Below are 26,464 nucleotides of genomic sequence, written 5' to 3'. Positions count from 1 at the left end.
GCCATGGGCACCGGGGGCGTTGCGTTGTGCAGTACGGCGCCGTGCTACTGGCGGCAGGAGGCGGAGGTTCCCGCGTTGCCCACCGACCAGATCTCCACACGGCGGTTCACGCTGTGCGCACGCTTGGTCTTGGCCGGGCGCGCGTGGTCGTCGTCGAGGACCAGGCACTGCTCGCCGAAGCCCTTCGTCGAGATGCGGCTGGCGGCGATGCCACCCTTGACCAGGTAGTCGTTGACGCTGCCGGCGCGCCGCTCGGACAGCGCCTGGTTGTACTCGTCGCTGCCGTACGGGTCGGTGTGACCCTCGACCGCGACCTTCATGTCCGGCTTGTCCTTCAGGGTCGTGATGATCCGGTCGAGCGTGTCGCGCCCCGCCTTGGTCAGCGTGGCCCGGTCGAAGTTGAAGTAGACCCAGTTGAGGCGGACGAGGAGCTCGTTGACGGTGACCGTCACCTGGCTCGTCACGCTGGTCCCGTTGGAATCGGTGCAGGTGGCGGTGACGGTGTGCGTTCCCGGGGTCAGCGCCTTGGTGATGCTGGCGCCTGAGCCGAGGTCGCCGTCACGGTTGCTGCGCCACGTCACGCGGCTGGAGATGGCGCCGTCCTCCTTGTCGGTGCAGGTCGCGGTGAAGGTGACCGGGCCGGTGAAGGATGCGCCGTTGGCCGGGGCCGTGATCGTGAGGACCGGCGGCTCGTTGGCCGGCGGGGGCGGCGGCGGCGGCGGGGGCGGCGGCGGCGGCGGGGGCGGCGGCGGGGGAGCGGGCTTCTCGAAGCAGTTCCCGTTCACCGAGTAGCCGAAGCCGAGGCGCACGCCGAGGTTGGTCGCCTCGCCGTTGAGCGTGCCGGCCGTGCTGTTGTAGTTGGGCGACGGATTGTAGTCGCCGACGAGGTCGCCCCGGAAGTTCCACTTCTCGTTCAGGCAGCGCTTGATGCCGATGAGGCCGGTGATGGCGTCCTCGTACTCGTTCTTCGATTCGTACTGTCCGGCGACCGTCTCGGTGCGCCCGACGTACACGTTCTGCTGGTAGCCACCGCCGATCAGGAAGTTGGTGCGCTCCCCGATTCTGGGCGCCCAGACGATGCGCGCGGCCCACGGGCGGAGCGTCAGCGACTTGGTGGAGCCGTTCCCCACGTTCCAGTCGGCCTTTCCGAGCTGGATATCCCCTTCGGCCCAGATCCGCTTGAAGAGGTGCAGCCCCGCACGGCCACCGGCGGTGATGGTGTTATCGATGTCCAGGTTGGAATCGAACAGGTTGAACTGCCCGAAGCCGCCCAGCTCGAGGGCGAGCGGCTTTTGCGCTTGTGCCGGTGCCGCGGCGAGCACCGCCGCCAGCACAGCAGCCCCTACGAGTCGTTGTCTCATGCAATCCTCTGGTGGATGGAGCGAATGACTGCGCACTGCGTCTCTACAAAACGGAGCGTACCGCAAGGGGACGCTTCGTCACGCCAGAAGCACCGACATTATAGGCGAATCGCGGCTCTGGCACCAACCTTTCTCGTCAGGCACGCGGGGGCCAGTCCTGCAATTGGGGAATGCTTGTAGGGAAAGACCCCGAGAGGGCCCCCCGAGTCAAGCGCCCTTCCGGCGGCACTGTTCCCGCCCTCGCGTGCAGGTGACGGCGCGACGAGGGTTACCCGTCCTGCAATAGGCGCTCCACGGCGTCGACCGAGGGATCGATCTCCACGGGACGGTTGGCGCTGGCGGGAGGAGGGGCAGCCTCCTGATGGTACCACTGGAGGATCCCCGGGTCCTTCAGCACGTGCCCCGTCAGGATGGCGACCACCCGGTCCCCGGGGGCAATGACCCCTTCCGCTCGCAGGCGCCTCACCCCCGCGACGCTGGCGGCGCTGGCGGGCTCGCAGCCCACGCCGGCCGCATCCACCACCGCCTTGGCCTCGAGGATCTCGGCATCCGAGACGTCGGTGACGACGCCGTCGGTCAGGCGGATCGCCTCCACGGCCCGGTGGTACGAGGCCGGGGCGCCGATCTTGATGGCAGTTGCAACGGTCTCGGCCCTCACTCGATGGCACGTGGCGAAGCCTTCACGAAAACTTCGCGCGAAGGGGGAGGCCCCGGCCGCCTGGACGGCGAGGAGGCGGGGGAGGCGGGGGATCAGTCCCCACGCGTGTGCCTCGCGCAACGCCTTCCCGAAGGCGGCGGTGTTGCCCAGGTTTCCGGCGGGGAGGGCGATCCACTCGGACGGGGCCCAACGCAGCTGCTGCAGGAGCTCAAGGACGATGGTCTTCTGCCCCTCCAGGCGCCACGGGTTGATCGAGTTCAGGAGGTAGATCCCGAGCCGGGCGCTCGCCTCGCGCACGAGGGAGAGGCAGGCGTCGAAGTCCCCCTTCACCAGCAGGGTCCGCGCACCATAGGCGAGCGTTTGGGTCAGCTTGCCGAGGGCGACCTGACCCGAAGGGACGAAGACCAGGGCGGGAATCCCGGCCAGCGCCGCGTACGAGGCGAGCGAGGCGGAGGTGTTTCCCGTGGAGGCGCAGGCGACGGCGCGCGCGCCGATCCGCTTGGCCTGCGTCACGCCCACCGTCATCCCCCGGTCCTTGAACGACCCGGTGGGGTTCATCCCCTCGTGCTTGAGGAGAAGCCCCTCACAGCGGGCGAAACGCTGCACGGTGGGGCGCGCGAGGAGGGGGGTGTTCCCCTCGGGATAGCTCACCAGCTCTCCCGCGGTGGGGTGCACCACCTCCGCGAAGCGCCAGACGCCGGACTGCATTGCGCCTGGCGACGTCATGCAGCAGCGGCCGTCGAATCGCTGGCGGAGCGTGGCGACGGTCTCGCCAGGAGCCGGGTGCTCGATGGCGAGGAGCCCGCCGCACGCCGGGCACTGCGGCGCGGCGGCATCGTCGGGGAGTCGCTCGCCGCAGGTGTCGCAGACCTGCCACACGCGTGGAGTGGGGGGCATCGAAACGTCTCAGTCGGTGAAGTGTTCGACTCGCGTGCCGGCGGTGTCGATCTCCGCGACCCGCACCCGCGCCTGCACGCCCGCGGCGGCATACGCTTCCCGCATGGCCTGGGCGACGCGCGTCGCGACCGTCTCCCCGTCGCAGAGGGCAAACGCGGTGGGCCCCGCCCCCGAGATGGAGCCCCCCAGCGCCCCCGCCGCCAGCGCGGCCGCCTTCGCCTCGCGGAACCCCGGCAGCAGCGTTGCGCGCGCCGGCTCGGCGATACGGTCGTCGATGGCGCGCCCCAGGAGGGAGAGGTCGCCGGTGTACAGCGCCGCCACCATGGCCGACACCTGCGCCAGCTGGTGGATGACGACTCCGCGCGGGATGTCGCGCGGCAGCACGGCGCGCGCCTCCGCCGTCCGCAGCTGCTGGTCGGGGTGCGCCATCACGACGCGCAGCGAAGGAGGAACCGGGAGCGGGATGACGTCGATCGGGTCGATCGATCGCACGAGGACGATCCCACCCAGGAGGGAGGGGGCGATGTTGTCCAGGTGGCGGCCGGCGACGGTCTCCTCGGCCTCGAGGCAGGCGGCGAGCAGGGCGCTGGGGGCGAGGGGCGACCCGAGGAGGGCGTTGGTGGCGGCGGCGCCGGCCACGGCCGAGGCGGCGCTTCCCCCCTGTCCGCCGGACAGCGGGAGCCCCTTGGTCACGGTAAGGGCGATTCCCCGCGCCGGGGGGGTGATGCCTAACGCGGTGACCGCGCGGACGACGGCGAGCGCCGCCACGCCGGAGGTGTGGCGCGTCGCCTCCGTTGGGAGATCGGGGTGCCCCGCCGTGCGCATGCGGATGCCCGGCCCCTCGCACCACTCGGCGACCACCGTGTCGCCGGCCCCGGCGACGGCGGCGCCGAGGACGTCGAGCCCCGGGCCGAGGTTCCCGATGCCACCGGGCGTGTAGGCCGAGGTACGCGTGAGGTACGTCATGTCGTGGCCAGCTTGAGGACGTCGTTGACCACGCCGGCGGCCGTGACCTGCGGCCCGGCCCCCGGACCGGTGATCACCAGGGGGTTCTCGCGGTACCGGACGGTGGTGAAGGCAACCTGGTTGTCCGTCCCCTTGAGCGAGGCGAACGGGCTCGACGCTCCCACGGCGAGGAGCGAGACGGTGATGCGCTGTCGCGAGATGCGCGCGACGTAGCGCAGGACCTGGCCCCGTTCGCGCGCGGCGCGCGCGCGCGCGTCCCACTCGGCATCGAGCTCGGGGACGCGCGCGAGAAACTCCTCGAGTCCAACGGTACGCAGCTGCTCCGGGACGAGCGAATCGACCGGGACGTCCTTGAGCTCCCCCCGGTAGCCGATCAGGCGGCCGAGGATGAGCGCCTTGCGGGCCACGTCCATCCCCGACAGGTCTTCGCGCGGGTCGGGTTCGGTGTAGCCCAGCTGCATGGCGCGGCGCAGCACGTCGGAGAACTTCTTCCCCCCGGACACCTCGTCGAGCAGGTAGCCGAGGGTTCCCGACGTGCACCCCTCGATCTTGAGGATGCGATCGCCCGACTCCGCGAGCTTGTGGAAGGTGTCGATGATGGGGAGACCGGCGCCGACGGTGGTCTCGTGCAGCATGCGCCGTCCCTGGGTCGCCGCGAGGTCGAGGAGCGACCGGGCGTCGGCGAGCGGGCCGCCCAGGGGGCGCTTGTTGGCCATCACGAGGTCCATCCCCGACGAGAGGGCGAGCTTGAGCGCGGGGAGGGTGTCGTCGGCCGTGACGTCCACGAGGATGGGATGGGACAGGGCGTGGCGGGCGATCTCGCGCACCGCTTCGCTGGCCGAGGCGGCGTGCGCTCCCTCGGCGGTCGCCAGCCCGTGCCCTCCGAGCTTGTGCCGCACCAGCGCGTCGAGCCGGCGCCGCGCGAGCCCCGCGGCATCGAAGACGTATCCGCTCCGGTCGATCGCCCCAACGATCCGCAGCGCCACGCCGTCCTGCTTCGCGCGCGGGAGCATCCGCGCCAGCGCCCGGCCGATCTGTCCGAAGCCGAGCAGGATGACGTCCACCTGGTCGTGCCGGACGAGGCGCCCGCCTCCGATGCGATTGAGCTGGAAGGCGCCGTGGATGCGGCGGACGGCGGCCGTGGTGTCGTGGGCGTCGACGACGACCGAGATGTTGAGCTCCGACGATCCCTGGGCGATGGCGACGACGCTGATCCCGCCCGTGGCGAGGGCGTCGAAGACGCGGGCGGCGATGCCCGGGGTCCCCGACATCCCGAGCCCGACGACGGCCAGCGTTGCCACCCCGCGCCGCACCTCGACCCCGTCGATGTCGCGCTGCGCGATCTCCTCGGCGAAGGCGTCGAGGAGGGCGCGGCGCGCCACGTCGGCGCTCGACTCGGGAATCGAGAAACAGATCGAGTGCTCCGACGATGCCTGCGAGATGAGCGAGACGGAGACGCGCTCGCGGTGCAGGGCGGCGAAGGTCCGCGCCGCGATCCCGGGGACGCCGAGCATGCCGTTCCCCGTCACGGTGAGGAGGGCCAGCCCCGACATGCTGGAAATGGCCTTGACGGGATACTCGCGCAGCGTGCGGCGGCGCGAGATCTCCGTGCCCGGGAACGCGGGGTCGGCGAAGGGACGGATGCGAAGGGGGATGCTGCGGTCGCCTAACGGGATGAGCGCGCGGGGGTGCAGGACCTTGGCGCCGTAGTACGCAAGCTCGGCCGCCTCGCGGGGAGTGAGCTGCGGGATGACGTGCGCGTCGGAGACGATGCGCGGGTCGGCGGTGAGGAAGCCCGCGACGTCCTTCCAGAGCGTGACCTGTGCCGCCTTGAGCGCGCGCGCGAGGAGCGTGGCCGTGAGGTCGGAGCCGCCGCGCCCGAGGGTGGCGACGTGCCCCGAGCGGGCGCGGCCGAGAAAGCCGGGGACGACCGGGACGACGCTCCGCGCGATGCGGGGGGCCAGGCGCTCGCGGGCGGCGCGATCGGTCGCCTCGAAGTCGGGCGATGCGCCGCCGAAGTGGTCGTCGGTCAGGACGACCTCGGTGGCGTCGATGAACTCGGCGCGCACCCCGGCCTCGCCGAGTGCGGCCGCAAGGAGCCGCGCGCCCAGGCGCTCGCCGCGCGCGACGATGTAGTCCGACGTGCGCGGGGTGAGCTCGCGCAGCACGGCCAGGCCGCGGGCGAGCTGCTCGAGCTCGTCCGAGAGCTCCGCGATCGCGCCCTCGAGCGCGGTGCGGCGGGCGCGCTCCTTGACCAGGGCGCGTGCCGCCTCGACGTGGCGCGTGCGAAGGGTCGCCGCGGCGTCGACCAGGGCATCGGCGTCACCCGCGGCGGCCCCGGTGGCCCCGGCCAGCAGGGCGTCGGTGACTCCCGCCATGGCGCTGGCGACCACGAGGCGTGGTCCCCGCTGGCCGGCGATGATCGAGGCGGCGTGGCGAACGGCGGCGGCGTCGGAGAGCGAGGCACCGCCGAACTTGTGGACCTGCAGACTCGAGGGCTTGGACTTGGGAGGCATAGGGGCGAATCGAGGGCGGGATACCGGTCGCGGTACAATCTAGCCACCCGCCATCCGGAGCCGGTGAGCCTCCCCTCACAGCACCCCCCGCCGTTCCCACGTATTCGAGGCGGCGGCGCTGCATGGACGCACGGTGCGCCCGGCGATAGCGTATGCCGCGTTGTCGGAGTCCCGAACCAACCCCCCACCCGTCCGAGACGTCTCATGCTCGCGAAGGTCCCCCCCCGCGCGTCGCGATGGCGCCGGCCCGCGGTCGCGCTCGCCGCGATCGCGCTCAGCGTTGCCCCCGCCCTGTTGCTCAGCGCCACGCCGGCGGTCGCCCAGGGGCGCGTCACGTCGCCCAAGGAGTTCTTCGGCTTCAACATCGGCGACGACTACAAGCTCGCCAACTACACCCAGTTCACCGAGTACTGGAAGAAGCTCGACGCCGAGTCCGACCGGATGGTCGTGCAGGAGATCGGGAAGACGGCGGAAGGGCGGCCGCAGCTGATGGCGATCATCACCTCGCCCGAGAACTTCAAACTGCTGGAGCGCTACAAGGAGATCTCACGCAAGCTGGCGCTGGCCGAAGGGCTCACGGACGACGAGGCGCGCGCGCTGGCCAGGGAAGGGAAGGCGGTGGTGTGGTTCGACGGCGGGCTTCACGCCACCGAGGTCCTCGGCGCGCACCAGCTCATCGAGACCACCTACCAGCTGGTCAGCCGCAACGACGAGGAGACGCAGCGCTTCCTCCGCGACCTCATCATCCTGGCGGTGCACGCCAACCCCGACGGGATGGAGCTGGTGTCGAACTGGTACATGCAGGAGCCCGACGACGGCAAGAAGACGTTCGGGACCATCCCGCGCCTGTACCAGAAGTACGTCGGGCACGACAACAACCGCGACTTCTTCATCCTGAACCAGAACGAGTCGATCAACATCGCGCGGATCCAGTACCACGAGTGGTTCCCGCAGATCGTCTACAACCACCACCAGACCGGTCCGGCGGGGACGGTGATGTTCGCGCCCCCGTTCCGCGACCCGTTCAACTACACGTTCGACCCGCTCATCCCGCTGAGTATCGACATGGTGGGGGCGGCGATGCACACGCGCTTCGCGGTGGAGGGGAAGCCCGGCGTCACGATGCGCTCGGGGTCGAGCTACTCGACGTGGTGGAACGGCGGGCTGCGCACGACGGTGTACTTCCACAACCAGATCGGCCTGCTCACGGAGACGATCGGGTCGCCGACGCCGATGGAGATCCCGCTGGTGGTCAACAACCAGCTGCCGCGGGGCGACCTGCCGTATCCGATCGCGCCGCAGGCGTGGCACTTCCGCCAGTCGATCGACTACTCCGTCACGGCCAATTACGCCGTCTTCGACATCGCGTCCAAGCGCAAGGAAGACTTCCTCTTCAACATGTACAAGATGGGGAAGAACATGATCGAGCGTGGCAGCCGCGACTCGTGGACGGTGACGCCCACCGAGGTGGCGGAGCTGCAAGCGAAGATCAGCAAGGACCGCGCGGCGGGGACGGCGGCCGGGAATGGGCGAGACCGGCTCTCGGCGGCCCTCAACCCGTTCGGCGGGACCGTGCCGACGACGTACTTCGCCGACCTGCGCGACCCGGCGAAGCGCGATCCGCGCGGCTTCATCATCCCGGCGAGCCAGGCCGACTTCGGGACGGCGACCAAGTTCGTGAACGCGCTGCGCAAGGCCAACGTCCGGGTGCACCGGGCCACCTCGGCGTTCACCGTGGCGGGGAGGCAGTATCCGGCCGGGTCGTACGTGGTGAAGACCGCGCAGGCGTTCCGGGCGCACGTCCTCGACATGTTCGAGCCGCAGGACCACCCGAACGACTTCGCCTATCCCGGCGGGCCGCCGAAGCCGCCGTACGACAACGCGGGGTGGACGCTCGCGTTCCAGATGGGGGTGAAGTTCGACCGGATCCTGGATGGCTTCGACTGCCCGTGCGAGGTGATCGACGGGATGGCCACGCCGCCGTCGCTCACGGTGGCCAACGCCGCCGGGGCGAAGGGGTTCGTGATCGACCCGCGCGTCAACGACGCCTTCGTCGTGGTGAACCGCGCGCTCAAGGCGGGGGCGGCGGTGTATCGCAGCAGCGCCCCGCTCACCATGGGGAGCGTCACCCATCCGCCGGGCGCGTTCTACATCGCGGCCAACGCCGCGACGCGGGCGATCGTCGAGAAGTCGGCACGGGAGATGGGGGTTCCGGTGCACGCCACGAGCGCGGGGCCCGGCAGCGCCGGTCGCGTCTCGCCGCGACGCATCGCGCTGTGGGACACCTACGGCGGCTCGATGCCGTCGGGGCACACGCGCTGGCTCTTCGAGCAGTTCGAGTTCCCGTTCGACGTGATCTACGCGCCCACGCTCGACGCCGGCAACCTCAAGGCGAAGTACGACGTGATCGTCTTCGTCACCGGGGCCATTCCGGCCGTGCGCCGCACGGGCGGGAGCGAGCTCTCGGCGATGATGGAGCGCTTCAACCGCCAGCCGGCGCCTAACGACATCCCGGCGCAGTTCCGCCCGTGGCTCGGGCGCGTCACGGCCGACAAGTCGATTCCGCAGATCAAGCGCTTCCTCGAGGACGGGGGGACGGTGATCACCGTGGGGACGTCGACCAACCTGGCCTACCACCTCGGGCTCCCGGTGTACGACTACCTGGTGGAGAAGGCGCCCTCGGGCGAGGAGCGGGAGCTCCCGCGGGAGAAGTTCTACATTCCGGGGTCGATCCTGAGCGCGAGCGTGGACAACACCGACCCGGTCGCCTACGGCATGGAGGCGACGGCGGACATCTTCTTCGACGAGTCGCCGACGTTCCGCCTCGGCCCCGATGCGGCCCTCAAGGGGGTACGGCCGGTGGCCTGGTACGCGACCGACAGGCCGTTGCGCAGCGGGTGGGCATGGGGGCAGGGCTACCTGGAGGGCGGCGTTGCAGCTGCGGAGGCGAGGGTGGGGAAGGGGACGCTCTACCTGTTCGGTCCCGAGATCACCTTCCGGGCCACGCCGCACGGCACGTTCAAGCTCCTCTTCAACGGGCTGTACGGCGGGGCGTAGGCGCTGGCCGCCCAGCGGTCGCCGTGACGACGCGGCGGCCGCTAGGTGGCGGCGATCATCGACGCCAGGGCATGGGCCACCTCGATGCGGCAGATGTCGCTGTGGCCGGTGATGACGGTGTTGGCGTCGAGGTTGTACACGCCCCCCGGGGCGAAGGCGTAGCGCCCGCTGGCCGAAAGGAGGGGGAGCGGCGTGACCTCCGGGGTCTTCTGCGCCCCGTTGCGTCCGATCCCGCCGTAGCGGTCGTGTTCGTCCCCCAGTCCCGAGGCCACCTGCCCTCCCAGTCGAGACGCCAGCGGGTACGCGATCCCCACCGCCTTGTCGCTGACGGTGTGGGTGATGCAGATGGGCCCCGATACCTTGCGGCCGGCGATGACGGGCCGGAACAGGCCGTCGCTCGTGCCGTCGTACTTCTCGGCGAGGCCGTAATGCGAGAAGGCGGCCTGCATGAGGAAGAGCGACTGGACGCGGCGCGAAGCGGGCCCCGGGAGGGCGTTGGCGGCCGAGACCACCAGGCGCCCGCCGAAGGAGTGCCCCGCCAGGTGCACCTCGAGCGAGGGGAACGCGTCCTGCACGCGCGCGATCACGGTGGCGAGCCCCTGCGCTCCCACCGTGCCGGCGCGCGCCTTCATCATGAAGTAGGTCGTCATGTTGAGGGCATTGCGCGCCCCGTTCAGGATCGAGCCGAGCAGGCTGGCGGCACCGCCGGCCGGCGCCGCCAGGGGAGCACCGCCGGTGGACGCGGCGCCCCCGAGACGATCGCCACCGGGGAGGTCGAGGACCGGCGGCGCGAGCGCCCGCAGCACCTCGTCGCCGGGGCGGGCGACCCCCGTGGGAGGGAGCCCGTCGCTGCCGGGGCTCCCCGCGACCCAAAAGCCCCGCAGCATGTCGACGAACGCGCGCTGCGCCACCACGTCACCCTCGAGGCGGTCGACGAGCTTCGCGGCGGCCGCGACGCGCGCCTTGGACGCCTCGTCGGGGCAGGCGCTCGCGAGCCGCGCGAGCTGCTTCCTGACGCTGGCCGTCGTGACCGTCTTCCCCAACGAGCTGGCGTTGCCCGGCTGCAGCTCGGCGTCGGCGAACGTCTTGGAAGGCCAGAAGACCGCGACGATGGCCGTGGTGCGCCCGGCGATCCCGGCGACGCGCCCGGCGTCGAATTCCTCGCGCAGGAGCCCGAGGTACCTGCCGTACCAGCGGCGCGCGTCGCGAGTGTCGTTGTTCCACCCGTGCGACAGGAAGACGACGTCGGTGATGCCCGGGGTGCGCAGGGTGCCGAGCACCGTGTCGAGCCGTGCGGCGTCGTACTTGCCGCGCGCATCGAAGGCGATCTCGGCGTACGGAAAGCCGTCCCGGGTGCCCATGGAGCGCTCCGTCACACCGCCTGGATGGTGCGCATGAGGTCGACCAGCCCGCGCCCCTGGAAGTAGCGGTCGCGGTCGAGGTCGGTGGCGTTCTCGAGAAAGAGTGCCTTGACGCGCTCGGGCTGGCCCTGGAACTCGCGCCGCACCGAGAGAAACGCGGCAATGGCGCCGGAGACGTGCGGGGCCGCCATGCTCGTGCCGCTGTCCTCGACGTACTGCACCTGCGCGTCGCCCACCCGCCGACGGCTGGGCGATCCCGCGCTGCGCTGGCGCGCCAGGATCCCGCCCTTCTTTGCCCCGGCGGCGCACGACAGGATCTTTTCTCCAGGTGCAAGCAGGTCGGGCTTGTTGCGCCCGTCGCCGGTGGGCCCCTTGGACGAGAAGAACGAGGCGCCGTAACGGTGCGGCATCTCGCGATGCGTGGAGCCCACCGTGATCGCGAGCTCGGCGTTGCCGGGGTCGTTGATGGTGAGGGGGAGGCCGGCGGCCTTGACCCCGGTGAACGCCGTCTGCTGGTAGCCGTAGCCCGAGTTGCCGGCGGCCGCAACGACCACCACCCCGGCGCGCACCAGGCGGTCGACCTCCACGCAGAGCGGGCTCTGGCCGCAGGCGAACCACTCGGGTTCGAAGTCGTAGCCGAGGCTCAGGTTCACCCCGTGGATGAGGAGGCGACGCCCGTGCTGGTTGATCTCGTGGACCCGCTGCAGGGCACGGATGATCGCCGAGGTGGTCCCGCGCCCCGCGGCGTCCAGCACCTTCATGCTCACGAGCTTGCACTCCGGGGCCATGGCGCAGAGCTCCTCCCGCACCTCGCGCACGTCGACCATGGGGAGCTGCGACTGCTCCTCGCGCACGCCGTGCGCGGCGTACACCTTCTCCCTCCGGCGGCCCGCGCTCGCGGCCGCCGCGCACCCGGCGATGATCCCGGCGACGTGCGTCCCGTGCCCGAATTCGTCCTGCAAGGGATCGTCGCCATCGTCGCCCAGGAAGGAGGCATGCGCGATGGGCGCGGCCACGTCGAGGTTCCGGTACGTGGCGAAGTGCGGGTGCGTGACGTCGATGCCGGAATCCATCACCGCCCAGACGATGCCGTTGCCACGGGCGTTGAAGGCGATGCGGGCGGCGTCGGCCTTGACCGTCATCCCGCTTCTCGTCAGGCAGGCGCGGACCTCGAAGTCGGGCCAGATGCGGTAGATCCCGCGGCGCTGCCACACCCCGCCGGCCTGCCTGACGTCGCCCTCGACGAGCCGCGTGAGTTGCGCCTCGGTGAGCGAGGCGGCCACGTACTGCGCCGGCGACAGGCGATCCAGGCGCCGCAGGAGGGTGTCGCGCTGCGCCCGGTTTGTCCGGGATGGCCGTCCGACGACCACCTCCGCGACGAGGCCGATCACGAACTGGCGGGCCGCCTCTCGCCCGCCCGCGAAGTCGAGGTTGAGGTCGATGACGACCGGATGGACCGGCGGCGCCTCGCCGGCCGCACGCTCCCCTTCCATCCGCGCCATCCGTTCGACGAGCGGGATCGCGATGACCGTGCGATCGAGCTGGCTCGGATCGAACCGCTTCCGCGCGTGCTCCGCGGGAGCCGGGCGAGACGTCCCCTCGCCGCCCGCGCGCTTCTTTCGTGCGCCCATACCACTCGCCCCCCGGGAAAAGGACGCCCCTTCTTACGCCCGTCCGGCCCGCGCGGCAAGGCTGTGGCGTCGCTGCACCGACAGGACCGCACCGGCATGCGCCTCCCGCTGTGACGTGCACTACACCAGATTCGGGTGAGACCTTCCACCCACGTCCCCCGGCATCCCATGCGTCGCTCCGACTCCCCGTTCGCGGCCCTCGCGATCCTCGCCGCACTCGCGACCGTCGCGCCCGTCGCTCGCGCCCAGAGCTACACCACCCCCGACCCCGTCATCCGCAGCATCTGGGACGAGGGGATGAATCGTTCGCAGGTGGCACGCCTGGCGCAGGTCCTCGCCGACTCGATCGGTCCGCGCCTGACCGGGACGCCGGGCATGAAGCGCGGCAACGACTGGCTGGTGGCCACCTACAAGGGGTGGGGATTGGAGGCCAGCAACGAGCAATACGGGACGTGGAAGGGGTGGCGCCGCGGGGCGACGCACATCGACCTCATCGAGCCCCGCGTCCGCACGCTCGAAGGGATGATGCTGGCGTGGAGCGGCGGGACGGGGAACAAGGACGTGACCGGTGACGTCGTCGTCCTTCCCGAGTTTGCCGACTCGACCGCGTTCGTCCAGTGGCTCCCGCAGGCCAGGGGGAAGTTCGTCCTCGTCTCGATGCTGCAGCCGACGTGCCGGCCGGACGACAACTGGGAGCACTATGCCCTCCCCGCCGGCTTCGAGGCGATGAAGAAGGCGCGCAGCGAGGCGCAGGCCGCCTGGCAGCGCCGCATCCAGGCCACCGGATACGGCACGGGGCTCGGCACCGGCTTCCTCGGTGCGCGCCTCGAGCAGGGCGGGGTGGCCGGGGTGATCGCGAGCAATTGGTCGCGTGGATGGGGGGTGCAGAAGGTCTTCGATTCGCGCACCACGAAGGTCCCGTCGCTCGACCTCTCGTGCGAGGACTACGGACTGCTCTACCGCCTGGCCGACAACAAGCAGGGGCCGAAGCTCCGCGTGCGAGCCGACGCCGAGCACCTCGGCGAGGTCCCGGTCTTCAACACCATCGCCCGCATGCGCGGGACGCAGAAGCCCGACGAGTACGTCGTGCTGTCGGCGCACTTCGACTCGTGGGACGGCGGGTCGGGGATGACCGATAACGGGACGGGGACCGTGGTGATGATGGAAGCGCTGCGCATCCTCAAGCAGGTGTATCCCAACCCGAAGCGGACGATCCTCGTGGGGCACTGGAGCGGCGAGGAGCAGGGGCTCAACGGCTCGCGCGCCTTCGCCGCCGACCATCCCGAGGTGGTGAAGGGGCTGCAGGCGCTCTTCAACCAGGACAACGGGACGGGGCGCGTGGTGAATCTCTCGGCGTCGGGCTTCACCACCGCCAGCGGTGCGCTGGCGCGCTGGCTGGCCAGCGTCCCGTCGGAGATCTCGCGCCACGTGACCCTTGGCGTTCCGGGGAGCCCGGCGGGGGGAGGCTCCGATCACGCGTCGTTCGTGTGCCACGGCGCGCCCGGCTTCGGGCTGGGGGCGCTGGACTGGTCGTACGGGCAGTACACCTGGCACACCCAGCGCGACACGTACGACAAGATGGTGGCCGACGAGGTGATGAACAACGCGGTGCTGACCGCGATGCTGGCGTATCTCGCCTCGGAGGAGCCGGAGATGGTGGCGCGCGATCGCCGGGTGTTCGATCGCGGAGCGATGGCGGGGGAGGCGGCGGGGCCCGGGCGGTTCCCCGGGGCCACGGCGTGGCCCAGCTGCACCGACGCGCTCCGCAAGTCGGCGGACTACAAGCGTTAGGCAGGGGGGCGGGCCCGCCGCGATGATCAACCTGTCGGAGGTCGAGGCCCGGGCGGCTGCGCGGATGGACGCGGCCGCCTGGGGGTACTACGCCGGCGGGGCCAACGACGAGGTGACGCTGCGCGAGAACCGCGCGGCGTGGGAGCGGCTCGCGCTGCGGTATCGGACCATGGTCGACGTGACGACCCGACGCCTCGCGACGACGGTGCTGGGGGAGACGATCGACTTCCCCGTGATGGTCGCGCCGACGGCGATGCAGAAGCTCGCCCACCCCGAGGGGGAGCTGGCGATGGCGCGGGCGGCGCAGGCGTGCGGGTCGCTGATGGTGGTGAGCACGACGGCGACGACGGCGCTGGAAGAGGTGCGGACCGCCGCCGCCGGTCCGATGTGGTTCCAGCTCTACATCTACCAGGACCGGGGGGCGACGCGTGCGCTGCTGGAGCGTGCGCGCGACGCCGGCTACTCGGCGATCGTCATCACCGTCGATGCCCCGATGCTGGGGTGGCGCGAGCGCGACCTGACGAGCGGCTTCACCCTGCCGCCGCACCTCACCATTGCCAACGCGGTCGCGGCCGGCTCCGGGCACTCGCGCCTGCCGCATGGCGACGGCGAAGGGTCGGCGCTCGCCAGGCACCTCCAGGCGCTCCATGATGCCGCCCTGACGCCGCGCGACATCGAGTGGGCGCATGACGTCACGGGGCTCCCGGTGGTGGTGAAGGGGATCGTGCGGGGCGACGACGCCGTGCGCGCCCTCGGGCACGGGGCCGCCGGGATCATCGTCTCCAATCATGGCGGGCGACAGCTCGACACGGCGATCGCCACCGCCCGCGCCCTCCCCGAGGTGGTCGAGGCCGTGGCGGGGCGGGGCGAGGTCTACGTCGACGGGGGGATCCGCCGGGGGACCGACATCGTGAAGGCCGTCGCGTTAGGCGCGCGGGCCGTGCTGGTCGGCCGCCCCCCGCTGTGGGGGCTCGCCGCCGGCGGAGAATCGGGGGTGGTCGAGGTGCTGCAGCACCTGCGGCTCGAGTTCGACCTGGCGATGTCGCTGGCCGGGGCCACGTCGGTGGCGGAGCTGACCCGCGACCTGGTGGTGGACGCCTAGCCACGCCGCGGTTTCATTTCCCTGTCTCATCCCACGCCAATCGCTTCGCCTCCATGTTCCTTTCCCGTTCGATTCGCCGACTCGCCGCCGCTGGCGGCGCGTTCTTCCTCGCCTCCTGTGCCGCCGAGGACATCACGGTGCCCAAGCAGGTTCCCCTCGAAGAGCAGGTCTGGGCCGCATCGCTGCAGGTGAACCTCGCCCAGTTCACGAAGCTCCCGTCGGGCGTGTACTACCTCGATGAAGTCGCGGGGACCGGCGAGACGCTGACCGGGACGCCGACGATCTCGGTGTACTACGCCGCGTACCTCCCCAACGGGACCAAGGTCGACGAGCGGGCGAGCACGACGACGCCCGTCTGCTTCCCGCTCTCCGGACTGATCGGCGGGTGGCAGGTGGGGCTGCAGGGGATGAAGATCGGCGGGAAGCGTCGCCTCCTGGTTCCCCCGGACTATGGCTACGGAGCGGGAGGGGCGGGGCCGATCCCGGGCAACGCGAACCTCCTCTTCAACGTGGAGCTGAAGGGGACGGGCTGCACGCCCTGACGCCGGAGCGGTGACGATGCGCGACGGGAGCGTCGCCGACGCGCCGCTCTGGCGCCCCTCGCCCGACCGGGCGGCGCGGACGAACCTCGTCCGCTTCGCCCGGCAGGTGCAAGCGGCGGACGGGGTCCCGTGCGTGGGGGAGGACGGGACGCTCGCCTACGCCGCACTGCATCGCTGGTCGGTCGAGCATCCCGAACGCTTCTGGCCGGCGGTGTGGCGCTATGGGGGCGTGATCGCCGACGAGCGCCCGGACGGCCAGGGGGCGTGGGAGCAGGTGGTGGTCGGCGCGGGGCGGATGGCGCCGCCGGACCCGGTGCTGGGCCCGCGCTGGTTCCCGGGGGCGCGGCTCAACTTCGCCGAGAACCTGCTGCGGGCGCGGGACGAGCGCGACGCGCTGGTGGCGTGGCACGAGGGGGGACGGTACGCCCGCCTGAGCCACGCGGCGCTCTACCGCCAGGTGCAACGTGCGGCGGCCGCCCTGCGCGCACATGGAGTGGGCCCCGGTGACCGCGTCGCCGCCTTCCTGCCCAACATCCCCGAGGCGGTGATCGCGATGCTGGCCACGGCCGCGGTGGGGGCGATCTGGTCGTCGTGCTCGCCCGACTTCGGGGTGAACGGGGTTCTGGATCGCTTCGGGCAGATCGCGCCCCGCATCCTCGTGGCCTGCGATGGGTATCGGTACGCGGGGAAGGCGATCGACACGCTCGGGCGGGTGCGCGAGATCGCCGCACGAATCCCGGCCATCGAGCGGGTCGTCGTCGTTCCGTATCTCGACGCCGGGGGCGACGTGTCGGGCGTGCGCCAGGCGACCGCGTGGGAGGACTGGCTGGCCGAGGGGGACGGGCGGCTCGCGGGCGAGGGAAGCGGCGACGGGCGCGGCACCGAGGGGGCGTTCGAGCGTTTCCCGTTCGATCACCCGCTCTACATCATGTACTCGTCAGGCACCACCGGGCTCCCGAAGTGCATGGTGCACGGGGCGGGCGGGACGCTGCTGCAGCACCTCAAGGAGCATGTCCTCCACACGGACCTGACCGCCGACGACCGGATCTTCTACTTCACCACCTGCGGGTGGATGATGTGGAACTGGCTGGTGAGCGCGCTGGCGGTCGGGGCGACGGTGGTGCTGTACGACGGCGCGCCGATGGCGCTGGATGTGCAGACGGGCGACGGGAGACGGGGGACGGGAGAGGCGCCGCGCGCCGAGGCGTCGACGCCGTCGCGGTCGCTCCTGTGGGCGATGGCCGAGGCGGAGCGCATCACCGTCTTCGGGACCTCGGCAAAGTACCTGGCGCTGGCCGAGAAGGCCGGGCTCGCCCCCGGGCGCGACCACGATCTCTCGGCGCTCCGGGTGGTGCTCTCGACGGGGAGCCCGCTGGCCCCGCCCTCGTTCGACTACGTGTACCGCGACATCAAGCGGGACGTGCAGCTCAGCTCCATCTCGGGAGGCACCGACATCATCTCCTGCTTCGCGTTAGGCAACCCGGCGGGGGCGGTGTGGCGCGGCGAGTTGCAGGTGCCGGGGCTGGGGATGGCGGTGGAGATCCTCGACGAGCGGGGGCACCCGGTGGAGGGGGAGCCGGGGGAGCTCGTGTGCACGCGTCCGTTCCCGAGCATGCCCGTCGCCTTCTGGAACGACCCGGATGGCGCCAGGTACCGGGCGGCATACTTCGAGGCGTACCCGGGGGTGTGGCGGCACGGCGACTGGGCGGAGCGCACGGTGCATGGCGGTCTCGTCATCAGCGGGCGGAGCGACGCCACGCTGAACCCGGGCGGGGTGCGCATCGGGACCGCCGAGATCTATCGCCAGGTGGAGCAGCTCCCCGAGGTCGTGGAGAGCCTCGTGGTGGGGCAGGAGACCGGCGGGGAGGGGGACCGCGACGTGCGCATCGTCCTGTTCGTCCGGCTCCGCGACGGGGCGATGCTCGACGACGCGTTGCGCGCCCGCATTGCCCAGCGGATCCGGGCCAACACGTCGCCGCACCATGTTCCCCGGGTGATCGTCGCCGTCGCCGACATCCCGCGCACCATCAGCGGGAAGATCACGGAACTGGCGGTGCGCGACGTGATCCACGGACGGCCGGTGAAGAACGTCGACGCGCTGGCCAACCCGCAGGCGCTCGAGCTGTTCCGCGACTTGCCGGAGCTCCGCATGGACGGCGGGGGCGCCCGCGCCTAACGTGGCAGGCGGCGCGGGTCGGTGGTGCGCGACAGGCGACGGGCCGCGATACACTCACGCGCACGCTGGGCCACGCGCTCGACGGCGCTCCGCAGCACGCGCTCGCGCCGGCGGGACATGGTGGTGAAGATGCCGCGCGCCAGGGCGTAGGCGCCGCCGGCGACCCCGACGAAGGCGGGGGCGGCGACGAGGACCGCCCCCTGCGTGAGCGCCATGGCGAGACCGAAGGCCGCCGCCCCCGCGCCCCCGCCGACCCCGCCCACGACCCCGCCGAAGATCCCGCCCATCAGCTGCGAGAGATCCTCGAAGCCGCGCACGACGGTGCGGCCGTTACGGGACGATACCGTGAGCTGCAGCTTGCGCTGCGACGTTGGTGTCCCGAACGAGGTCCAGGCGACGCTGCGCCCGATGGTGTTCAGCGTTCCCACGTCGCCGATGCTCCGCCGGATCTCGTCGGCGACATCCTCGAAGTCGGGGTCGGTCAGTTCGCCCGGGATCGTCACCTCGAACTCGAGCCTGGTGTGCGCGCCGACCAGCGGGTTCACGCGCTCCTGCATCGCCCCGCCGGGCTGCACCACCTCGCCGGGGACCCCGGCGCCGACGCCATGCTCGACCAGGGCGCGCTCCACGTACCTGTCGTCGATCCCGACGTCCCGGGCCGCCAGGCGCACATCGCCGACGGGGTAGCCGGCCCCAGTGGCCAGCGGTTCCCGGGTCCCCTCGCGCCGCGCGGCGACGGCAGGGGGGGCAACCTGCCCGGTCAGTTCCTGCAGCAGTGCCGCCCGCTCCCAGATCGCGTGCGCCTCGGTGGGTGACAGCACCACGTCGGCGGCGGCCGGGGCATCGGCGGGGATCCCCTGCGCGGCGTCGGCGAGGGCGGCGACGAGCGCGCCGGCATCGGCGAAGCGCGCCGAGCGGTCCTTGGCCAGGAGACGGTCGACGATGGCGCCGAGCGCCGGCGGTACCGCGGGAGCGATGCGGCGGATGGTCGGCGGCGGCTGCGTGACGTGCGCGACGAGCACGGCCGATGGCGTCTCGCTCTCGAACGGGAAGCGCCCCGTGAGCGCGAAGAAGGCGAGGACGCCGAAGGCATAGAGGTCGCTGCGCCCGTCGAGCGTGTCACCCACCACCTGTTCGGGGCTCATGTAGAACACGGTGCCCAGGACCATCCCGGTCTGGGTGAGCGGCGCCGCCTGCTGCAACCGGGCGATGCCGAAGTCGGTGACCATCGCCCGCGTCCCGGTCGCGTCGAGGAGGATGTTCTCGGCCTTGATGTCGCGGTGCACGACGCCGCGGGCGTGGGCATATCCGAGCGCCGAGGCGACGTCGATGAGGAGCGGGACGAGCTCGGCCGGGGGATAGGGTCCGCGGGATCGGACCCGCTGGGCCATCGATTCGCCGTCCACGAACCCCATCACGAAGAAGACGAACTCCCCCAACTCGTCGGCGCGGTGGATGGGGACGATCCCCGGGTGCGCGAGAGCGGCTGCGGTGCGCGCCTCGCGAAGGAAGCGTTCACGCAATACCGGGTCGCTGGCCAGGTGATACGGGAGCGTCTTGATGGCGACGGGGCGGTCGAGCTTGAGGTCGCGCGCCAGGTACACGATGCCCATGCCGCCACGGCCTATCTCGCGCTCGATGCGATACTGTCCGTCGAGGGCGCGGGCGAAGGCGAGAGTATCGGCGGACGCGGATGACATCGGGGCGAGGAAGAGTAAGGGCGGCGCGCACCCCGGGGGTGGCCCGGGCGCGGGGATGGAGGTCGCGGTCCCTACGGGGCAAAGGTGCCGAGGGATGCATCGGGTGGGGAGGGGCGGGTGGTGCGCCATGACGCGCGGGGGGGGGGGGGCGTTGGGCATGCGCGGTGGCCCTAAGTGAGGCCGTGGCAAACGGTTAGACCGGTCCGACCACCGGGCACATCGTCTGGGCGCGTATTACATTGCCCCCCCGGTCGAAAACCGGCCTGCGGGCACGACGATTCCGCTTCGGCAGGCCGCCGGCTCTCCCTTCACGTTCGGTGCATTCCATGGCGACCATCAGCGCTCCGGCTCCCGAGACCGCGCACGACACCTTCCCGATCAACGGGACCGACTACATCGAGTTCTACGTCGGCAACGCCAAGCAGGCATCGCACTACTATCGTGCCGCCTTCGGCTTCCAGGTGGTCGCCTATCGCGGCCCCGAGACCGGAACGCGCGATCGCGCGAGCTACGTCCTGCAGCAGGGGAAGATCCGCTTCGTGCTCACGACGGCGATCCGCCCCGACCTGAGCCCCGAGGCCGCCTTCATCGCCGAGCACGTGCACAAGCACGGCGACGGCGTCCGCGACCTGGCCATGTGGGTCGACGACGCGCGCGACGCCCACGCCAAGGCCGTCGAGCGCGGGGCGCAGTCGGTGCACGAACCGCGCGTGCTGCGCGACGACGATGGCGAGGTGGTCATCGCCGCGATCCGGACCTATGGCGAGACGATCCACTCGCTCGTGGAACGCCGCAACTACACGGGCCCCTTCATGCCGGGCTTCCGCTCCGCGGCGCCGCACTTCCAGGGGACGCCCGTCGGCCTGCAGTACGTCGACCACTGCGTCGGCAACGTCGAGCTGGGGAAGATGAACCACTGGGTCGACTTCTACGCCGACGTGATGGGCTTCCGCAACCTCCTCACCTTCGACGACAAGGACATCTCGACCGAGTACTCGTCGCTCATGTCCAAGGTGATGGCCAACGGGAACGACCGGATCAAGTTCCCGATCAACGAGCCGGCGACGGGGAAGAAGAAGTCGCAGATCGAGGAATACCTCGAGTTCTACGTCGGCCCCGGGGTGCAACACATGGCGCTGGCCACGGACGACATCATCGGCACGGTGACGGCGCTGCGCGACCGCGGGGTGGAGTTCCTCTCCGTCCCGACGTCCTACTACGACGAGCTGCAAGCCCGTGTCGGCAGGATCGACGAGCCCGTGGACGCCCTGGCCCGGCTGGGGATCCTCGTGGATCGCGACCCCGACGGCTACCTCCTCCAGATCTTCAGCAAGCCGGTGCAGGATCGCCCCACCGTCTTCTACGAGATCATCCAGCGCAAGGGGGCCAAGAGCTTCGGCAAGGGGAACTTCAGGGCGCTCTTCGAGTCGATCGAGCGCGAGCAGGCGCTGCGCGGGAATCTCTGATAGAGGCAGAAGACGAGAAGACGAGCAGACGAGAAGACGAGCGGCGGCCTCGGGCTCGCGTCTCCCACACCTTCCTCACCAACATCCCATGCCGTTCTACCACGCGTTAGGCAGCATTCCGCGCAAGCGGCACATCGTGTTCCGTCGCCCCGACGGTGGGCTGTACGCCGAGGAGCTGATGGGGCACGAGGGCTTCGTGGGGACGTCGTCGCTCCTGTACCACACCCATCCGCCCACCACCGTGAAGTCGGCGCGCAAGGTGTGCGACGCGAAGCTCGAGGCCGACGAGGACACGTCGCTCCGGCATCGCCACTTCCTCACGGCGCGCGCACGCAAGGGCGGGAGCGCCACGCTCGACCGCATCCCGCTCCTCTTCAACAGCGACATCGCGATGGCCTACGTCGAGCCCGACCGCATCGACGCGCACTTCTACCGCAACTCGCAGGCGGATGAGGTGATCTACGTGGCGGAAGGGGAGGGGACGCTCGAGTCGGTCTTCGGCGACCTCCCCTACCGGTCGGGCGATTACGTCGTCATCCACCGCAACATCACGCACCGCTGGCGGCTCGACGCCTCCAGGCCGAGCAAGTTCCTGGTGATGGAGAGCCGCGGCCATGTGCGCTTCCCCCGCCGCTACCGCAACGACTTCGGCCAGCTGCTCGAGGGCGCCCCGTTCAGCGAGCGCGACATCCGGCGCCCCATGGTGCTCGCGCCGCACGACGAGAAGGGCGACTTCCCCATCTACGTCAAGCAGTACGACGCGATCAACGAGCTCGTGCTCGACCACCATCCCTTCGACGTGGTCGGGTGGGACGGCTACTTCTACCCGTGGATCTTCAACATCCACGACTTCGAGCCGATCGTCGGGCGCATCCACCAGCCGCCGCCGGTGCACCAGACGTTCCAGGGCGACGGCTTCGTGATCTGCTCCTTCTGCCCGCGCCCGTACGACTTCGACGAGAACGCCATCCCCGCCCCGTACAACCACTCCAACGTGGACTCGGACGAGGTGCTCTTCTACGCGTCCAGCGAGTTCATGAGCCGGAAGGGGATCGAGTACGGCTCGATCACGCTCCACCCCGATGGCCTCCCGCACGGCCCGCACCCCGGACGCGCCGAGGCGTCGATCGGGGCCAAGTACACCAACGAGCTGGCCGTGATGATGGACTCGTTCCGCCCGCTCAAGGTGGCGAAGGCGGCAATGGCCTTCGAGGACCCGAAGTACCACCAGAGCTGGCTGGAACAGCAGCAGGCGGCGTTCAATCCGCCTACTTCGTAGGAGAAGACGAGAAGACGAGAGGACGAGGGGCGGGCGGCAGGGGCGCGGCGCCTCGTCTCACTTGGCTCTGGTTGCGGCTCGCGGCGGCGGGGGAGTGTGCTTCGCGTGGTCTGGGGGGCTCGGATCAACCGCGTGCGAGGGCGGCGAGCGCCTGGCGTGCCGGGGGGGTGAGGATCAGGGAGCCGGAGATCGCGGCGCGCTCGTACAGGAGCGTGTCCCAGTGCTCGGTTCCCGCCACGAAGGCGCGCTTGAGCTCGCGCACGGCTGCGGGGTTGGCGGCGGCCAGCTTGCGGGCGAGCGAATCGACGATCTCGTCGACCTCGGCCACCGAATCGGCGACCCGCGCGTACAGCCCGGCGCGCTCGGCCCAGGCGGCGTCGCGCCAGTCGTAGTCGACCGACATCGCGGTGAAGTGCCCGCGCCCGACCTTGTGCTCGATGACGGGGCCCACGACAAACGGTCCGATGCCGACGGCGAGCTCGCTCAGGCGCACCGAGGCGCCGCGCGTCGCGACACTGTAATCGGCGGCCGCGGCGAGCCCGACGCCTCCCCCCACGGCCTTCCCCTGAATGCGGGCGATCACGAACTGCGGGCATCGCCGCATGGCGAGGATCACGTGCGCGAAGCCGGAGAAGAAGACCTTCCCCTGGTGCTCGTCCTCGATACGGCGCAACTCGTCGAACGAGGCGCCGGCGCAGAACGGGCCGCTCCCTTCGCTGCGGAGAACGATCACGCGGACGTCGTCACGCACGGCGAGGGCGTCGAAGGTGGCCGCGAGTTCGCGCAGCGTGGCGCCGGGAAGGGAGTTCCCCTTGGGATGGCCGAACGTGACGGTCGCGATGCCGTGCTCGACGGCGTGGGAGATGGTGCCGGCGTCGAGCGGGGTGGGAGCGGACATGGGGCGGCGATTGGTTGATGGCGGAGGGTAAGGTAAGGGGGGGCCGCGCGTGAAGGGCAGCGATGGTGCCGAGGTGGTCGCCCTGCGCCCCCCCCCGGCCCCTCGCGCGTTCCCGCCCCATGCCCGATCATTGTGGCCCATGAGCGACGCGTTCGATCGGCTGCGCACAGCCCTCGCCGACCGCTACCGCCTCGAGCGCGAACTCGGCGCCGGCGGGATGGCGACCGTCTACCTGGCCGAGGACATCCGACACGGTCGCGAGGTCGCCATCAAGGTCCTGCATCCCGATCTCGGCGCTGCGCTGGGCGCCGAACGATTCCTGGCCGAGATCAAGACGACCGCACGGCTGCAGCACCCGCACATCCTCCCCCTGCTCGACAGCGGCGAGGCCGGCGGATCGTTGTTCTATGTCATGCCGTTCGTCGCCGGAGAGACGCTCCGCGCGCGGCTCGTGCGCGAGCGGCAACTCCCGGTCGACGACGCGCTGCGCATCGCGCGCGAGGTGGGAGACGCACTCGGCGCGGCACACGCCATCGGGATCGTGCATCGCGACATCAAGCCGGAGAACATCCTGCTCCAGTCGGGGCACGCACTGGTCGCGGACTTCGGCATCGCGCTCGCCGTGCACGAGGCCGCGGGTGCCCGCATGACGCAGACCGGGCTCTCGCTCGGCACACCGCAATACATGAGCCCCGAGCAGGCGATGGGCGAGAAGCAGATCGACGCCCGTGCCGACCTGTATGCGCTGGGCGCGGTGACGTACGAGATGCTGACAGGCGAGCCTCCGTTCACGGGGGCGACATTGCAGGCCATCGTCGCCAAGGTGGTGAGTGCCACTCCCGAGGCGCCGTCGCTCGTGCGACGGGCGATTCCGCCGCACGTCGAGGCGGCGGTGTTGCGCGCGCTCGAGAAGTTGCCGGCCGACCGATTCAGCTCGGCGGCCGATTTCACCGCCGCGCTCGAGGGAGGCGGGGCGGCGTCGTCGGGCACGAACGTCACGCCGTCACGCGTGGCGACGCCACCGCCCGTCGTCCACGCCGCCCCCGCGAGACGCTGGCTGGTCGCCTGGGGGGTGGTTGCAGCTGCGGCCCTTGCGGTGGGCTGGTGGATGGGCCGGCGCGGCGAGGCGGCGCCCTCGGTGGCGGCCGTCAGTGCGAGCCTGCTGCTCCCGGACTCGATGCGCATCCAGCCGCAGTTGGCGACCGCCGAGGGGACGGCGACGCTGGCGCTGTCGCCCGATGGGACAATGCTCGCCTTTGCCGGGAGCCACGGGACGCGGTCGCGACTGTTCCTGCGGCCGCTGTCGCAGTTCGCCGTGCGCGGGCTCGAGGGGACGGAGGGTGCTCAGGCACCGTTCTTCTCCGCCTCGGGAGAATCGATCTATTTCTTCGCCCTGGAAGGGGTGAAACGGGTGGTCCTCGCCGACGGGCGCGTCACCCTGATCCACCCCCCTCCCGCCGGCAGCTTCGAGGGCGAGGCGTGGGGGGGAACGGCGATGTCCGACGGGACGATCGTGCTGTCACAGCGCCTGGCGAGTGAGCTCCTCGTCCTCTCCCCCAGCGGCGACTCCATTCGAACCATTGCGTGCCGTGCCACCTGTGCCTTCCCGGCCGCGATGCCCGACGGACGGCACGTCCTCGCCACGAGCGGGGACTTCCTCTTCCTCGTCGACATCGGGACGGGCGAGGCGCGCCCCGTCACGCGACGGTCGGCGGCCGCCAGGGACGAGGGGGTGCGTGCGATGATGGCACGGGTGGACGGAGACGGGCACCTGATCTTCGCGCGCGACGGCCGCCTGTACGCGGCCCCCATCGACGCCGCCAGTGCCCGCCTGACGGGGGCAGCCGTCGTCGTCGTCGACAGCGTGCGCACCGAGAGCGGTCGGGGGGCTGCGCAGTTCGCGATCAACGGGGGCGGGACGCTGGTCTACGTGCCTGGCGACGTCATGACGCGCGGCATCCTCGTGCGGGCCGACCGGGCGGGGAAGCTGGACACCATCCCCGCCCCGGCGGACGAATATACCGCGCTCGACCTCACTCCCGACGGGCGTCGCGTGGTGGCGCGCGTCGGGGTGCCAGGGGACGCCAAGCTGGTGGTCATCGATGTGGCGACGGGGCGTGTCCTCCCGTGGATCGCGGGGGGATCGCTGGGCGCGCCGAGGTGGACGGCCGACGGCCGGCGCGTGGCCTTCGTGCGCAACGACTCGGGCTTCATCGGTGACCCGGAGGCGAATGCGAGCCCACTGCCGCTCCCGGGCGGGACGGCGATCCTGAGTGTCGTGACGCCGCTCAACGACTCGGCGGCCTTCCTCTCGCAACTCGGGGATTCGGTCGGCGTCCTGGTCCATGGACAAACGGTTGGCAGCAGGTTGCCGGTGCCGTCTTCGGCGATCCTCGCGGCCACGGGGGACGGGCGCTGGGTCATCGCCCAGCACCTCAGGGGGGAGGACAACGGCGCCATCGTCGCGTACGCGATGGACGGGAGCGGGCGTCGCGCCGTGATCGCCCCCGGATCGTTCGGGATGCCGGCATGGGTCGCGGGCGGGAGTGAGGTCATCGCGGCGGAGGTCCTGATTGCCCGCGCCCCCGCGGCCGCCGGCGGGACGCGCCAGACGTTCTATGCCATGCGCTACGATCCGACGCAGGCGTCGCCCTTTGGCGCGCCGCAGCAGCTGTTCACCGCCGCGGTGGCCGACTTTCCGGGGCGCAACTTCGCCGTCGGAGGGGCGGGGCGTCGCTTCGTCTTCAAGCAGCACATTGCCACCGCGCCGCTGCGCGAGGTGCGGGTACTGACGGCGTGGCACGATCGGTTGCGTGACGAGGGGGGCGAGCGCGCGCGTTAGGCGCTGGTGGTCGGCGCGCATCGTGGTGGCGCCCGATGTCGCCGATGGCGTGTTCCCCCATGTCCCATTCGATCGGACTGGCCAGTCCTAATACCGGCCATCGGCTCGCGCAAGACTTTGTTGTGGTTGGAGATGCGGAGATACTTCAGGGACGCGCTGTCCCCGAGGCCGCCCCGCGACCGTGCCGGGCCGGGGCGCTGGTGTATGACCTCATTGGTCCG

General features: G+C 71.1%; 16 protein-coding genes. 8 read left to right on the top strand and 8 right to left on the bottom strand.

The genetic code is table 11. The features are described from left to right. Window positions 1–44 precede the first annotated feature (44 nt). From ABS52_10620 to ABS52_10605, 4 genes are all read right to left on the bottom strand, one after another. Window positions 45–1,334, bottom strand: a complete 1,290-nt coding sequence (locus ABS52_10620; protein ID ODT03194.1) for a hypothetical protein — start codon at window positions 1,332–1,334, stop codon at window positions 45–47. Window positions 1,335–1,629: 295 nt separating this feature from the next. Further along, a complete protein-coding gene (locus ABS52_10615; GenBank protein ID ODT03193.1) occupies window positions 1,630–2,916 on the bottom strand; it encodes a threonine synthase in 1,287 nt (428 codons plus the stop codon). A 9-nt stretch (window positions 2,917–2,925) separates the two neighbouring features. Then, on the bottom strand, window positions 2,926–3,882 hold the full coding sequence (locus ABS52_10610; GenBank protein ODT03192.1) for a homoserine kinase: 957 nt from the start codon (window positions 3,880–3,882) through the stop codon (window positions 2,926–2,928). Further along, on the bottom strand, window positions 3,879–6,398 hold the full coding sequence (locus ABS52_10605) for a hypothetical protein (protein ID ODT03191.1): 2,520 nt from the start codon (window positions 6,396–6,398) through the stop codon (window positions 3,879–3,881). Before ABS52_10605 ends, ABS52_10610 begins: the two co-directional genes overlap by 4 nt. Window positions 6,399–6,665: 267 nt before the next feature. Here ABS52_10605 and ABS52_10600 point away from each other — a divergent pair, with 267 nt between their 5' ends. Further along, window positions 6,666–9,455 carry a peptidase gene (locus ABS52_10600; protein ID ODT03207.1) on the top strand — a complete coding sequence of 930 codons (2,790 nt, stop codon included), beginning with the start codon at window positions 6,666–6,668 and terminating at the stop codon, window positions 9,453–9,455. A 41-nt stretch (window positions 9,456–9,496) separates the two neighbouring features. Here ABS52_10600 and ABS52_10595 read toward each other — a convergent pair whose 3' ends face one another. Beyond that, complete coding sequence (locus ABS52_10595; protein ID ODT03190.1) at window positions 9,497–10,831, bottom strand: hypothetical protein; 1,335 nt, start codon at window positions 10,829–10,831, stop codon at window positions 9,497–9,499. Beyond that, a complete protein-coding gene (locus ABS52_10590) occupies window positions 10,828–12,447 on the bottom strand; it encodes a hypothetical protein (GenBank protein ODT03189.1) in 1,620 nt (539 codons plus the stop codon). Before ABS52_10590 ends, ABS52_10595 begins: the two co-directional genes overlap by 4 nt. Window positions 12,448–12,615: 168 nt before the next feature. Between ABS52_10590 and ABS52_10585 the strand changes: the two genes are divergently transcribed. The 4 genes from ABS52_10585 to ABS52_10570 all read left to right on the top strand — a co-directional run bounded on the left by ABS52_10585 (window position 12,616) and on the right by ABS52_10570 (window position 18,058). Beyond that, window positions 12,616–14,238: a peptidase M28 gene (locus tag ABS52_10585; protein ID ODT03188.1), complete on the top strand. Its 1,623-nt coding sequence runs from the start codon at window positions 12,616–12,618 to the stop codon at window positions 14,236–14,238. Window positions 14,239–14,260: 22 nt separating this feature from the next. Then, the gene (locus tag ABS52_10580) at window positions 14,261–15,340 is read left to right on the top strand and encodes an alpha-hydroxy-acid oxidizing enzyme (GenBank protein ODT03187.1); all 1,080 of its coding nucleotides are present in this window, start codon (window positions 14,261–14,263) and stop codon (window positions 15,338–15,340) included. Between the two features lie 188 nt (window positions 15,341–15,528). Next, window positions 15,529–15,882, top strand: a complete 354-nt coding sequence (locus ABS52_10575) for a hypothetical protein (GenBank protein ODT03206.1) — start codon at window positions 15,529–15,531, stop codon at window positions 15,880–15,882. A 16-nt stretch (window positions 15,883–15,898) separates the two neighbouring features. Beyond that, entirely contained in the window at window positions 15,899–18,058 is a 2,160-nt protein-coding gene (locus ABS52_10570) for an acetoacetate--CoA ligase (GenBank protein ODT03186.1), read from the top strand. Here the strand turns inward: ABS52_10570 and ABS52_10565 are convergent. Continuing rightward, a complete protein-coding gene (locus tag ABS52_10565; GenBank protein ODT03185.1) occupies window positions 18,055–19,758 on the bottom strand; it encodes a hypothetical protein in 1,704 nt (567 codons plus the stop codon). The genes ABS52_10570 and ABS52_10565 overlap by 4 nt on opposite strands. A gap of 326 nt (window positions 19,759–20,084) precedes the next feature. Between ABS52_10565 and ABS52_10560 the strand changes: the two genes are divergently transcribed. Together ABS52_10560 and ABS52_10555 are read left to right on the top strand one after the other, a co-directional pair. Next, window positions 20,085–21,224 carry a 4-hydroxyphenylpyruvate dioxygenase gene (locus tag ABS52_10560; protein ODT03184.1) on the top strand — a complete coding sequence of 380 codons (1,140 nt, stop codon included), beginning with the start codon at window positions 20,085–20,087 and terminating at the stop codon, window positions 21,222–21,224. A gap of 88 nt (window positions 21,225–21,312) precedes the next feature. Continuing rightward, window positions 21,313–22,503, top strand: a complete 1,191-nt coding sequence (locus ABS52_10555; protein ID ODT03183.1) for a homogentisate 1,2-dioxygenase — start codon at window positions 21,313–21,315, stop codon at window positions 22,501–22,503. A gap of 124 nt (window positions 22,504–22,627) precedes the next feature. On the opposite strand, the gene ABS52_10550 is transcribed toward ABS52_10555, so the two are convergent. Next, entirely contained in the window at window positions 22,628–23,401 is a 774-nt protein-coding gene (locus ABS52_10550) for an enoyl-CoA hydratase (protein ID ODT03182.1), read from the bottom strand. A gap of 139 nt (window positions 23,402–23,540) precedes the next feature. Here ABS52_10550 and ABS52_10545 point away from each other — a divergent pair, with 139 nt between their 5' ends. Beyond that, window positions 23,541–26,243: a hypothetical protein gene (locus tag ABS52_10545; protein ID ODT03181.1), complete on the top strand. Its 2,703-nt coding sequence runs from the start codon at window positions 23,541–23,543 to the stop codon at window positions 26,241–26,243. Window positions 26,244–26,464: the final 221 nt, after the last annotated feature.

Source organism: Gemmatimonadetes bacterium SCN 70-22 (assembly GCA_001724275.1).
Lineage (GTDB): Bacteria > Gemmatimonadota > Gemmatimonadetes > Gemmatimonadales > Gemmatimonadaceae > SCN-70-22.
Note: the sequence above shows the minus strand (reverse complement) of the source record. Positions and strands in the feature narration are given on the sequence as shown.